Source organism: Thermoanaerobacterium butyriciformans (genome assembly GCF_017874545.1).
Taxonomy (GTDB): domain Bacteria; phylum Bacillota; class Thermoanaerobacteria; order Thermoanaerobacterales; family Thermoanaerobacteraceae; genus Thermoanaerobacterium; species Thermoanaerobacterium butyriciformans.
This window is the reverse complement of the sequence record NZ_JAGGLT010000046.1, coordinates 1-13,020: the sequence shown is the minus strand read 5'-3', so window position 1 is coordinate 13,020 and position 13,020 is coordinate 1. Positions and strand designations below refer to the sequence as shown.

Annotated in this window: 11 protein-coding genes; 2 read left to right on the top strand and 9 right to left on the bottom strand. The window is 31.8% G+C overall.

The window, feature by feature from the left end; genetic code table 11:
- Nucleotides 1–143: 143 nt before the first annotated feature.
- The 7 genes from J2Z80_RS14290 to J2Z80_RS14260 form a co-directional block, all read right to left on the bottom strand.
- On the bottom strand, nt 144–2,618 hold the full coding sequence (locus J2Z80_RS14290; RefSeq protein ID WP_245301367.1) for a DUF2357 domain-containing protein: 2,475 nt from the start codon (nt 2,616–2,618) through the stop codon (nt 144–146).
- Nucleotides 2,584–4,311 (bottom strand): MrcB family domain-containing protein, encoded by a 1,728-nt coding sequence (locus tag J2Z80_RS14285; protein WP_209454989.1) that lies wholly within the window; start codon nt 4,309–4,311, stop codon nt 2,584–2,586. Before J2Z80_RS14285 ends, J2Z80_RS14290 begins: the two co-directional genes overlap by 35 nt.
- An 80-nt stretch (nt 4,312–4,391) precedes the next feature.
- Nucleotides 4,392–5,189 carry a TRM11 family SAM-dependent methyltransferase gene (locus tag J2Z80_RS14280; RefSeq protein WP_209454988.1) on the bottom strand — a complete coding sequence of 266 codons (798 nt, stop codon included), beginning with the start codon at nt 5,187–5,189 and terminating at the stop codon, nt 4,392–4,394.
- Nucleotides 5,177–6,100, bottom strand: a complete 924-nt coding sequence (locus J2Z80_RS14275; RefSeq protein WP_209454987.1) for a type II restriction endonuclease — start codon at nt 6,098–6,100, stop codon at nt 5,177–5,179. The genes J2Z80_RS14280 and J2Z80_RS14275 overlap by 13 nt, the downstream gene beginning before the upstream one ends.
- A gap of 36 nt (nt 6,101–6,136) precedes the next feature.
- Nucleotides 6,137–7,096, bottom strand: a complete 960-nt coding sequence (locus tag J2Z80_RS14270) for a DNA adenine methylase (protein WP_209454986.1) — start codon at nt 7,094–7,096, stop codon at nt 6,137–6,139.
- A gap of 105 nt (nt 7,097–7,201) precedes the next feature.
- Nucleotides 7,202–8,254 (bottom strand): hypothetical protein, encoded by a 1,053-nt coding sequence (locus J2Z80_RS14265; RefSeq protein ID WP_209454985.1) that lies wholly within the window; start codon nt 8,252–8,254, stop codon nt 7,202–7,204.
- 75 nt (nt 8,255–8,329) lie between these two features.
- A complete protein-coding gene (locus J2Z80_RS14260; RefSeq protein ID WP_245301366.1) occupies nt 8,330–8,902 on the bottom strand; it encodes a GNAT family N-acetyltransferase in 573 nt (190 codons plus the stop codon).
- Nucleotides 8,903–9,043: 141 nt separating this feature from the next.
- Here J2Z80_RS14260 and J2Z80_RS14255 point away from each other — a divergent pair, with 141 nt between their 5' ends.
- Nucleotides 9,044–10,117, top strand: coding sequence for a GerAB/ArcD/ProY family transporter (locus J2Z80_RS14255; RefSeq protein ID WP_209454983.1), 1,074 nt, complete (start codon nt 9,044–9,046; stop codon nt 10,115–10,117).
- Between the two features lie 63 nt (nt 10,118–10,180).
- Nucleotides 10,181–11,023: an aldo/keto reductase gene (locus J2Z80_RS14250; RefSeq protein WP_209454982.1), complete on the top strand. Its 843-nt coding sequence runs from the start codon at nt 10,181–10,183 to the stop codon at nt 11,021–11,023.
- Between the two features lie 62 nt (nt 11,024–11,085).
- On the opposite strand, the gene J2Z80_RS14245 is transcribed toward J2Z80_RS14250, so the two are convergent.
- Entirely contained in the window at nt 11,086–12,414 is a 1,329-nt protein-coding gene (locus tag J2Z80_RS14245; RefSeq protein WP_209454981.1) for an ADP-ribosylglycohydrolase family protein, read from the bottom strand.
- A gap of 1 nt (nt 12,415) precedes the next feature.
- A complete protein-coding gene (locus J2Z80_RS14240) occupies nt 12,416–12,811 on the bottom strand; it encodes a PfkB family carbohydrate kinase (RefSeq protein ID WP_349292614.1) in 396 nt (131 codons plus the stop codon).
- Nucleotides 12,812–13,020: the final 209 nt, after the last annotated feature.

Here is a 13,020-nt window from a genome sequence, read left to right as displayed (position 1 = left end):
TTGAGAGTCGTGTTCATGAACAATCGACATCTTGTATTTTATCAGGAGGTACTTTTTATTTCAAATCTTATATTTTTTTATTACAGGAATGCTCCCATTATAAAAGCAATGTATAGTTTTATTTCTAGAAGTCTACTCACAAGCTATTTAACATGACTTTTAATTCTTTTGATTACAATATTAGGTCTTTTTCTGAAATCATCTACATTTATATTATCTACTAAATCCTTGCCCTTGTAAACTCTGTAAAATCCATCATTAATATAAATTTTTAGACCATTAAGCTCTATTCCCGTTGCCATTGTATCATCGTCCACATCATCTTTATTTAGTTCAACTTTTATCTCATCTAGCCTTTTTAACTCAAGATACAATCTGTAATCTTCTTTTGTCTTTATCAAAAGCTCTGAAACAATTTTCGCATTTTTTAAAAGGAAAAGATTCGTATAAAAGCGGTGAAGCACTCTACGTCCAGCCAAATCAATCTTTTTGTCTAATTTTTCCCATTTATCAACTGTAAATTTGACGTAGAGTTCTTCTGAATCCTTTGGTATCTCCTTTATTTCGCTTCTTCTTAATATTTCAAAGCTCTTTACTCTACCATAATACCTTATGCCTGCATCATCACCAAAGCCTTTTGCCTTTGTTTGAGCGATCGCTACATATTTTATATATTTAAGGGAAGATCTAATTTCAGAATACGGTATATGGTAAAACTTATATTTGAGATTTACCTCCAACTGTTTATGACTACTTAAATTGCCAACTAAAACTTCTTTTTCATTGAATTCTATTTTATCAAGATACTCGTACATCCCATGCTGCAATACTGTATTTTCAAATGCAGTTTCAGGCGAATTGTCAATTACATCGTCTAAAAGATCCTCCACAAGATGCGTGGCATTTGGCAAAAAAGGAAGTCCACCCACTCCTACTTTTTCGATGCTTTTGTAAAATTGATGATTTCTGTATTCATCTTCTTTTGAATAAGGAAATAATACAAATGCGCCAAAAAACATCCTCTCAAAATTGTGATTGTCTTTGTTTTCATACACGATTGCATCTCTGTACCTGTGCATCGTATTTATATCGTCCTCTTCAGGGCCAGGCGTAAAATATCTTTTTAAATAGTCATTGTCATAACATATCCTGTACTTTGCATCAAATATATAATTGTATTTGACATTCGATCCTTTTTTCTCCAGAGACAAAGCATTATCAGGCTTTTGGGCTACTGTCGCAGTATCACCGTACTTATTATTGTAAGCCAAAAAATACCTTTCGCCATTTTTAGGGTTCTGATATTCTACTCTTGCCTTATCCCCCATCTTTATCTTTACAGACAAACCGCTATTATCAAACTTTATGATGTCCTGCCTTACAAGATCGTACTTATGCCTAAGTAAAGAATTAAGCTTTATAAAGCACCAGTATTCGTAAAGAAGTGCCATATTTTTTGTAGAAATCTTGATAAAGCTCTCTTTCATCATAAGCCCTTTTAGAAGCATTATGTAATATTTGTAGACTTCTCTATACCCTGCTGCCATGTTTAGAACAAGAGATAATGAATTCATTGTGTATATATCTCCAACATCTTTTAAAAACGTAGTAGAAATATGTTTATCAAGCTTTGCAATCATCATATCTATCTTGTCTACTATATCCCTATCCACAATTGCAGTGCCATTGTCGCTTCTGCCTGTATACCGCTTTTTAAGCATTCTAAGCCTATTTATCACAGACTTTATCATGTACTTTATAATCCTATTTTCAAATGTATCAAATGTCACAGTATTTTTTAAAGACAGCGCTTTTTCAACTTCAATTACACCACTTGAAGCTTTTACATACTGCTGATGCCTGTTTATCCACTTTATACATTCATTGTCTACTCTCTTTACTTTGTAGTTGTTCTCAGCAACTCTCTCTTTTGCCAATACATGATGGGGCATTCTCAATACTATCCCGATTGCACGATCAAGTCTATCAAATATAAGATTTATTATGGCAAAAAACTCTGTAAGGCTGTTGCCAACAGTGTCCCTAAGTCCAGTCAATAAATACGTCTTTTTATAAAAGTCAAAAATCAAATTGTAAAGCTCATTATTTATATCCTTTAAAATTTCATTATAATCATTTAGATAATCTATCTTCGAAGGGTAAACTTCTATCTCCACTCTCAAGTACTCTTTGCCATCAACTTTGATTATCAAATCAGATAGGCCGATGTCATTGGTAAAATTGACAACACCTGTTAAGACTTTTTTCGCACGACCTACAGGGCTGACTTTATTTCTTATATTGATATTGTCGTGATAAAATTCAATATCGCACTCTGATATTTTCTCTATTACTATTTCATAATTCTGTTGCTCAAAAAATAAAGGGTCGATTTCGTAAAACAACTGTACGGTCTTTCCCAACTCCTGCGAATAAACTTCTGCCGTATATTCATCTCTGCATGATATCTTTACTCTCGATTTTACGCCTTTATTTATATCAAGCTTCATCATATTGGGATCTTTAAGAGACCCTTTAATAGTGAAGTAAAACTTAGGAGTCCATATATTTAGAAGTTCTATATCAGAGCCAGTAAGATGTGAAACCATCTTCCTCATATCTCCTTGTCATAAACGCTATCTTCTCACATGATTTTCTATACTTCGCATTAAATATCTCTTCAAACATCTTCTCACTTACACCGCTGTCGTAATCAAACCTATTCTCAAGGTTGCCTGAACATATCTTAAAAAGCTCTATAAGCAATTTCTTTATGCTTATGCTGCTGCCATTTATCCTAGGCAATATTTTCTGAAGTATCTCATAGTCTATGGCTTCATCAAAATCCATCAAACCATAAATGGAGTTGTATATGGTGTAAAAGCATATCTCATCTCTAACCCTGTATCCAAAGCGATAATACCCCAATACATTATTTATTTCTTTCAATATGGATATTGTCTTATATACAATATCGTCCTTGTATTCAGCGCAGTCTTTTAACGTAAGAAAATCGCTTCTTAAAAAATCATTGTTTAATGTCTTCGGCGATACCTCTTCTACATCTTCAAAGGCATAGTCGAGATCCACATCGGACAATTCTATCACATTTGCCCTGTCTAAGACCTTCTTGCTAAATGGAAATGTAGTCTCGTCCATATTGACTGTACCTATAAAATACAGATTGTCAGGTATGTATATATCACCGTATTTACTAAAAGAATCATTATCTAAAAGCTCTCTATTTAAAAGTCTATCAGTAACAATAGTTTTATTACCTTTATTTCGCGATTCTATGATGGACAATACATCGCTGAAGTAGTACTCTACTCTTGCAAGGTTCATCTCATCCAAGACAAAGAAATATGGCTTTTGAGGATTTTCCATCGCATTTTTTACAAAAGTAGTAAGAACTCCTGGATGAAATCTGCCATTTAAATCCTTATACCCCAATAAATCTGTAGAGTCAGACCAATCAGGCCTAACAGGCACAAGCTTAAAGCGACTATTTCCCGCAGTCGCACCAATGGCTTCAGCAAAAAGCCTTGCCAGCTTGCTTTTACCTGTCCCTGATATACCTGCCAATATCAAAAAAGGCTTCGTCTTCAAAGACAGGTAGTAGTTTTCAATAAGATTGTCATCATACAAAAATCCACGGCTTCTTATGTAGTTTTTAATGTTTGTAATTTCTTCTTTGATTTTATAAGTATTTTCCATATCTTCCTTTTGCATACTCTCTTCTTTTGAATTTCTAGTAGATAAAATATAATCTATGTAAATATTTATTAAATCGTTGAGATCAGACTTTAATACTTCATCGCTGGGTATATTGTCTTTTTCATATAATTTATAAAAAATCATTCCCTTTTCATATAACTCATTGCCAATCGATATATTATCATCGGTTTTCCAGCTTTTTGGATTTAACTTATCCCTTATACTAGCCGCAATAGAAATCATTTTTTCAATTGCCGTAGCTTTCCCATATTCATCCTTTAATTTGGTACAGCCTTGATTTAATGTAAGATAAAGCCTTTTCATATCTGATGAAAATAGATAAACAATATATACGCCTTCCATAGTAGTTTTTGTAACGCTTTTATGCATAATAGCGACCCATGGAACCTCAGCCCATTTGCCTTGGCCGCATGATCCCTTTACTATAAAATCTCCACCTATAAAGCTAAATTTTTGTATAGCATTTGGAATCTCATTCCGCAAAATTTCGCCCATTCTGTTGCCTTTAAATTGCAAAGTCTTTGCAACTATGTAATTATTCATCACTTCTTCAAAAAGTTGTTTTAGAGGCATATTTATCACTTCTTCCTACATGCATGTATATTCAATATCGATCATGATACGCCAAGCGCCTTAAATACAGCATCTTTGAACTATATGCTTCCTTGCCACATGCTATATTTTACTCTACTTAAGTCTTCGCCATCTTCAGGCTTCCTAAATACAAATAAATGCTCATGCATTATTAAATAAAAATTATATTTTTCCACCTGACTTTCCCAATATGGTGTTGACTTGCAATTATGTTGTACTTTTATAATATCTTCCTTCAATATAAAGCCATTTTTTAGAAAAAGTTGCATTACATAAAAAGCCAATGGAACATAATGGCCGCTTTTTCTAGTGTCACCTATTAATATTGCACAATACCTATTATTCTTTAAAACCCTAAAAAGCTCTGAAACACCTTTTTCCAACTCATTTAAAAACTTCTTTACTCCTGAAATATTTGATAAATCGCCTTCTATATTACCATTTGAATATTTTATAATATTTAGATATGGAGGATGCGTTATAATTAAATCAATACTGTTGTCATCGATTTCTTTAAGGTTTCTAATATCTCCTACTTTTACAACAGGTTCAAACTTATATTTATTCCTTTTAATATCACCAAAATTAAGGTTTTGTTTTGCTATTTGCACCGCATCAGGATTAATATCAAAGCCAATACCCTTCCTATTTAGTAGTTTTGCCTCTACCAAAGTAGTACCACTTCCAACCATGGGATCTAATACAATATCATTTTCTTTTGAATAACGCAATATAATATTTCTTGGAACTTGCGGTGCAAAATTCCCTCTGTATTTCCCATTATGTGTTGCCCAATCTCCTCTTTCTGGAAATGACCAAACAGTTGTTATTTCTTTTTTGAAATTTATATTCTCCATAAAATTTCCTCCAATAACCCTTTCCGTACAAAATATAGATTTAATAGGTAATTAACTCTTTCAAAGCCTTTATGTAATTGATTTTTTTGACCTTTCCAGCCAATCCCATCGGTTATCCAAATGAATTCAAAGCCATTTTCTTTTAGCTCATTTTGCCTTTCTATATATGAATCAACTATTTCTTGAGGTTTTGAGCCTGCCCCTGAATAAAAATTGACTTCTACATTTATAACTTTATTTCCATCTTTTATTATGATAAAATCAGCTTTTCTGTTCTTAATTGAAGAATTTACACGTATATTATAATTATTTTCTAAGTACTGAAACTTTTTTTGAAACAATATATCAAAAGAACTTTTTCCCTTAGATGCTATTTTTTCAATCATCGGCTTTAACATCAATTCCATAGCATCTCCACTTCTGTTCTTACGTGCATTGGTATCCATACCAACTTCGACACCTAACACGTAATCTTGTACACTTTTTGAAGATAATTCAAGAAAAAATCTCTTTAAACCAGTTTTTTCAAAGAATTCAACAATGTTGTCAATATCTGTGTTTGTCAAAGTCTTTTTATTAAAATCATAATGAACTATGCTAAAATTCTCATCATTAAAATCATCAATAACTGTCAGCTTTTGTTCTCGTATTGCTAATAAAATTGGGATAGTAGGAAGAACTTGAGGATAACTTGACAAAATTTTTCTTAAATCGTCATCAAATTGTTTATTCCCAATCAATGTGTTTAAAATATTAAACTCAATCTTATACTTATCAACGTGTTTTTTTACTTTCTCCCAATCCACAAAAAATTTGTAGTTCCTATTTGTATCAACTAATGTATTGTGAAATTCTTCTATGACTCCTTCTAAATTTTTCATTCCTAAAAAATCAAAATAGATTGAATCCATGCTAAGCCCCCTAATAATATTAAAAATGCCAGTATGTTAATAATTTCTAATTATAAGCTCATTAATTGGCCCCCGCCCATTACCTTTGCTATTAATGTATCTTTTGGCACTGACTCTCTCTATAATAAATTCTTCATACAATTTATCAAAAAAATCATCATCTTTATCAATGTTTTTAGGATCTGAATTGCTTAATATTAAATAAGCTCCTTTTTTATCCATCTCTTTAAAAAACTCAGATAATCTAACTTGATCACAATCATCGAATCCAGATTCATTGTATGATGTGAAATTTGAAGTCGAACTTAAAGGCCGATACGGTGGATCAAGATATAAAAGGCTACCCTTTTTTACATATTTTTTTGATTCTTCAAAATCTGCACATATAATTTCTGTGTCTATTAATGCTTTATTAACCTCATATAAATTTTCTTTATCACAAATTTTAGGCTTACTATATTTGCCAAAAGGCACATTAAAATCTCCATTTTTATTTAATCTATATAAACCATTAAAACAGGTCTTGTTTAAAAAAATCAAGTAAGAAGCTCTTTTTATCCAATCGGAATTATACATAAAATAATTAAATGTATCTTTTTGAGTGTTATACTCTTCTCTAACATTGTAATAAAATTCTTTTCTTTCTTCATCTGATAATTTTAAATATCTTCTCTCAATATCTTCTAATTCAAATATTAAATCTTCCACATTATTTTGTACAGCTTTATATCCTACAATTAACTCTTTATTCGAATCTACCAAAAAAGATTCTTTTACGTTATAATTATTTTTTAAAAAAAAGAAAAAGGCTCCTCCACCTACAAAAGGTTCAATATAACTTTCTATCTCATGTTTCTGCATTATTTGTAATGGTAATCTACTATTTAATTCATTTAAAAGTTGAGTTTTGCCTCCAGCCCATTTTAAAAAAGGTTTTGCACTAATTTTCAAATATTTTTTATCTTCAAAACCATTTATCAAAAGTTGTTCATTCATTGTAAAATCCCATCCAATCGTTACTTTTCCATGCTTTTTATATTATATCATAAATCATTTAGTCTGAACAAACATTTGGTTTTTATCATCCAACCAAAAAATCTCCTACGTAAAAGACGGAAATACATGGTCATCGCTGGCTCTACCAGTCAAAAGGTACCTCTCTAACTCGTCTATGTTGTATTTTCTCTGGGGATATGAGTTGAAGTAGTTTCGTGGCACTTCATAATCACGTTTCGGCTGCTTCGTTGCCTCTATTTGTGAAAACAGTTCTTTTTCTTTAACATAATTTTCTGCAACTTTCTCTAAAAATTTTGCAGGATACTTTATTTCTTTTCCTTTCATCCTGAAAAGACAAACTTTCATATCATCGTCATTCAATTTGTACTTGCTTTTTATAGCATCAATTAAGGCATTTGATATTGTGCTTTCGTTTTCTGATTTAGTGAAATTTGATACTTCACTTCTCAATTGCCCCATTTTATTGTGTTTTTCTGCCTCTTCTTTAAGCTTCACATACGATGGTATACTTTCTAACGTGTTAAAATCTTTATGATGGATAGAATGATTATCTAAATCAGATCTATCTCTAGAATCATTGATAGATTGATCTATCACATGATTATTATCAATCCATCTATCTGATTGATATGATTTATATATATTATTATACACAGTATATATGTCGTCACTTTTTGAAACTGGTGATTTTTCAATGGTTTCAGAAAATGATGATCCATTATTTAATGATGTGGTTTCACTTTTTGAAGTGCCGTCTATATTAAGTGATTTCAGCCAATTTTCGTATGACAAATATTTGCAAGTCTCTTTATCGTAGGCATATGTCACATTTTTGTCACTTTCATTTTTTGAAATCATGTAGTACTTTTTTATCCTGCCTAAGTCTGTGTTGTCAATAAAGCATACAATAAGCTTTTTGTCGATTAATTTCTTTATTGATTCAGAAATGGCACCGGCTGATAAACCTGTGCCATTGTCCAATCTCTTTTTAGCATCGCCAAGTTTGCCATTTTGGAATTCGTCTGTTGTAATGTGGGCCGGAGCTTTGTCAGCATGCTTTAATAGAAACAGCAGAAGTTTTATTTCACTTCCTGAAAGACTGTCTAAATTTTCGTATATGTAATCTATTCCTAACATCTGTATCCTCTCCCTATATTTTATTTTTGGTTTCATTTATAATATAGGGAAAGCTTAAAAATCTTATATACGCTTTTAAAAATTTTTTTCGCTTACGATTTTTTTGATATAGACTGATTCATATTCGTCTTCCAATATATCCATGATTATCTCGTCATACCTTTCACCTGCTATTCTTTTTGCTTCTCTTATCCTTCCTGCTTCTTTGAAGCCAACTTTTTTGTAGCAAGATATAGCCGGTTTGTTGTAAGAATAAACTCTTAAATAAATATTGTGCATATTAAGAATGCTGAATCCAAAATCAAGTGCTAAATTAAGTGCCTCTTGACCATAACCTTTGCCCCAAAATTCTTTATTCCCTATAAATAATCCTACTTCAGCAACTCTATTTATATAATCTATTTTAGGAAATCCGATATTGCCTATAAGCTCATCCCCCTTAATATCTACTATGGCAAAATTGTAATCTTTAGAAAGGCTTTCTACAAGTTCTTTTTCTCTTTCTTTAGTAACAATTTGTGATGCAAAAAGCATTCCTGCAGCAACTTCCATGTCGTTAACCCACTCTACATATTTCTCGTAGTCATCCACATTCATCGGTGATAGATAACATTTTTCTCCTATTAATTTTTTGTAATACAATTTCATCTCACCTCACATTAAATATTAATAAAATTTTATTCCTGTAAATTAAGCATGTCAATAAATTTACTTTCATCAATTTCGCATAAATTATAGTTAAGATTTAAAACTAATAATGACACTTGTATGAATGTGGGGATGTAGTATATGAAAAGCGTCACGATTAAAGAACTTTTTTCTGCCATGTTTTTGTTTGAAATAGGAAACACTATTTTATTTGCACATGGAATATCAGCAAAGCAAGATTCATGGATAGCGGTTTTATTGGCAATGATTTCGGCCATACCGCTTTTGTATTTGTACATCTTTTTATACAACACATACAAGGTCAATCTATCTGAGATATTAAAAGTAAGCTTTGGAAAGATCATTGGAAAGATGATGTCAATAATCTACATGTTTTACTTTTTTTATATGGCAGCACGTATCACGAGAGATTATTTAGAGCTAAGCACAAGCAGCATATTTCCTTTAGCACCTATTAAAATTATTGCCATTTTCTTGATGATTGTGACTGCGTACTTTTTGTTGTTCGACATAAGCGTAACATTGAAAGTAGCCAGCATATTGCTGCCTTTTTTTCTATCCTTAGTATCAGTAGTTTTCAGCTTTGCTTTCACCATACCAGGTTATAGCTTTAGCAAGATCTTTCCGGTATTTGCAGGTGGAATAATGCCAATATTAAAAGTAGCATACCCACGTATACTTACTTTCCCTTTTGGAGAGATGTTCGTCTTTATGATGATATTTCCAGAAATAAAATGCAGCAAAAATTTATTCAAATACTCTTCTATCGTTTATTTGATTACCGGAATTTTACTTGCATTCAATGATATAAACATAATATCTGCGATAGGCGTCAAAGAAACATCCAGAGTAAATTTCCCATTTTACACTGTAACACGGCTTATAACATTAGGATTTTTAAGAAGTTTGGATTCTTTATACATAGCACTTATGATAATAGGCAATTTAATCAAGATAATCATTTTTACCTTTGCAGGTCTGAAAGCTTGTCAGTCCGTTTTCGACACAAAAGAATATAAATTTTTGATAATCCCAACTGCTGCAATTGTCTACGCCTTATCGATTGTGACAGCAGAGTCGTATTTTATTCAAGTACCCGTAGAGCTTCCTATAATGGCCCTTTATGTCCACATTCCTTTGCAAGTAATAGTACCGCTTATTTTATTAATAGTGTATTTTCTAAAGAAGGCATAAATTTCATACATAACTTGATTTTGCCACCTTTATGTTATATCATAGCTTTAAGGGGTGGTGTAAATGATTAAAAGAGTATTAGGAAATACTGGTGAAGAACTTTCAATCATAGGATTTGGCGGGATACTGGTCATGAATATGGAGCAAAACAAAGCCAATGATTTAGTCGCATACGCTTATGACAAGGGAATAAACTACTTTGACGTATCCCCCAGTTATGGTGATGCAGAAATAAAACTTGGAAATGCTTTGGTCAGAAAAAGAGATAAAGTGTTTTTAGCATGTAAAACTGACGGCCGCACAGAAGAAAGTGCTTTAAAGGAAATGACTGAATCTTTTAAAAGGCTAAAAACTGACTATTTTGATTTATATCAATTGCATGAGATGAAGACAGAAGATGACTACAATAAAGCTATAAGTCCCGGCGGAGTGTTAGAGCTTTTAGACAAGGCTAAAAAAGATGGAAAGATAAGATATACAGGATTTTCAGCACATTCTGTCCATATTGCTTTAAAGCTTATGGATGCCTTTGATTTTGATGCAATATTGTTTCCTGTGAATTTTGTAAATTATTTTAATGGCAATTTTGGTCCTCAAGTTATTGAAAAGGCAATTTCAAAAAATATAGGCAGGCTTGCCATAAAGGCAATGGCATTTACGACAAAATCTCAATACGATACATCACATCCAAAAACTTGGTATATGCCAATTGAGGATAAAGAGGTAGCAAAACTTGCACTAAGATTTACATTGTCACAGCCAATAACTGCTGCTATACCTCCTGGCGACGAATCATATTTTCCAATAGCATTAGAAGTTGCAGAAAACTATAAAGAGATCACAGAGGATGAAATAAATCATCTAAAGGAAATATCCAAAGGCGTGACACCTATATTCCATGCATAAAGGAAAACCTCCAACCGCTTCTAATGTGAAAAGGTGGTTGGAGGTATATTTTAGAAAGTAGATTAATCTTTCTTAATAAGATTTAACGTATCTTTCGCAAGATCTGAAACCTTAATCAAATTATACTTGTAAACCCCTGTCATTGCAGTATCGCATATAGGTTCTATAAATTTTGCAGGCAATTTTTTTGCACCAATCATAAGCCCTAAAATTGAACCTACTGTAGCAGCATTGCAGTCTGTATCTAATCCACTCATTACAGCTAAGCATATTGATTTTCCAAAATCTTTATTACCATAAATTAACGATAAAGCAATTATACAAGCATTATTTATTGTATGGACAACATTATAATGCCCATATCTTTCATATATTTTATCAAGGCATTTCTCCCAATCAGGCTCAATTTTGCTCCAATTGATAACATCTTGTATTGCCATTCTAAGTCGACTCTCTTTTGGTATTACAAAAAGCCCCGTATTGATAACATCTATAGGATTGTCAAATAGATATGCGGAAGCTAACATTGCAGATACAAACATCTCACCATAAATTCCGTTTTTTGTATGAGATATAGAAGCGTCACGATATGCATATTCTGCCGCTCTCCATGGATCTCCTGGATTAATATACCCCCAAAGATCCCCCCTAATCATTGCACCAATCCATTCTTTATATGGATTCCTATATATTGCAGATTTTGGTGGTATAATAAGTTGACATAGATTTGAATATGCAACTCGTTCGGCGGTACAAGTATGTAAAATGGGCAGATTATTTAACCATGCTTCAGCAACATCTTCAGAAGTGAAATTTTTCCCATATTTTTTTGCGATTTCAAGGCATAACACTGTATAATTAATATCATCATCTTCTGGACTATGTCCTTCATTATAACTATACTTTTTTAAGTTATTATCAAGCCCAAATTTTTTATAAATTTTATCATCCAAATTAAAATCTATGTATTCATTTAACGGCCACTTTCCAATCTCTGTAAAAAAAGCCTTAATGCCATTTTTGCCCGTAGTCATACTGTATGACTCTAATGGCTGTCCTAACCAATTCCCTGCTATTCTTCCTAACCATGCACCATAAATTTTATCATATATAATCTTATCATCAATACAAATGTCTATTTTGGGCAATTCTGAAATATTGTTTTTTATCTCTTCTAATGTATTTGGTTCATCAAATTGGAAATCATCTTTTACTGGTAGATTACTCAATTCATCAAGGAGTGCACCTGAATATTTTTCTCTATTTTCATATGATTCATTCTCAATAGATTTTACTTTTTCATCGTAATCTTTTGTGTCCTTTCCTTCTTCCTTAGCTTGAATTAATTCCAATTGTACTCTCTCCCAGTTTGTCAAATACCATGTCTGCATATTACACACCTCTATATTCTTTTATAAATTTATCAACTTCATCTCCATCAGGAATTGACACTTGCGCGCCTTCCCTTGTTACTGCTATTGCAGATGCATATGTTGCATAAATAATCGATTCATCAATGCTTTTATTCTCGCTAAGCAATGTTGCTAATGTACCTATAAAAGTATCTCCTGCAGCGGTTGTGTCGACTGCATGAACTTTAACTGAAGGATAATATTTTGTAATCTCATTATTCATTAAGAAAGAACCTTTTTCGCCAAGAGTTGTAATAACATTTTTTACACCTTTATTTAATAAAGATCTTGATGCTTCTATTAAAAATTCTTTATTAGTAATTGTTTTTCTTGTTAAAAGAGGTAGTTCCGTTTCATTAGGTACAATTAAATAAATATAATGATATATATTTTCCGATTATACTTCCTACAACTATAACTTTACTCATAATTCCAACATCCTAATTCATCAATTACGTTAACATAAAAATCATATACAATCTTATCCAAATATTTACTATGAAAACTTATTATATAAGTAGCTAAAAAAGCGCAGACTTCCCCTACAGCTTTTAAAATAGACTTTAAAGGAAATTAATGGATATA

Bases quoted from the DNA above. Each gene is read 5' to 3' on its own strand.
- J2Z80_RS14290 (WP_245301367.1), bottom strand. From the start codon at position 2,618: ATGAGGAAGATGGTTTCACATCTTACTGGCTCTGATATAGAACTTCTA.
- J2Z80_RS14285 (WP_209454989.1), bottom strand. From the start codon at position 4,311: ATGCCTCTAAAACAACTTTTTGAAGAAGTGATGAATAATTACATAGTT.
- J2Z80_RS14280 (WP_209454988.1), bottom strand. From the start codon at position 5,189: ATGGAGAATATAAATTTCAAAAAAGAAATAACAACTGTTTGGTCATTT.
- J2Z80_RS14275 (WP_209454987.1), bottom strand. From the start codon at position 6,100: ATGGATTCAATCTATTTTGATTTTTTAGGAATGAAAAATTTAGAAGGA.
- J2Z80_RS14270 (WP_209454986.1), bottom strand. From the start codon at position 7,096: ATGAATGAACAACTTTTGATAAATGGTTTTGAAGATAAAAAATATTTG.
- J2Z80_RS14265 (WP_209454985.1), bottom strand. From the start codon at position 8,254: ATGTTAGGAATAGATTACATATACGAAAATTTAGACAGTCTTTCAGGA.
- J2Z80_RS14260 (WP_245301366.1), bottom strand. From the start codon at position 8,902: ATGAAATTGTATTACAAAAAATTAATAGGAGAAAAATGTTATCTATCA.
- J2Z80_RS14255 (WP_209454983.1), top strand. From the start codon at position 9,044: ATGAAAAGCGTCACGATTAAAGAACTTTTTTCTGCCATGTTTTTGTTT.
- J2Z80_RS14250 (WP_209454982.1), top strand. From the start codon at position 10,181: ATGATTAAAAGAGTATTAGGAAATACTGGTGAAGAACTTTCAATCATA.
- J2Z80_RS14245 (WP_209454981.1), bottom strand. From the start codon at position 12,414: ATGCAGACATGGTATTTGACAAACTGGGAGAGAGTACAATTGGAATTA.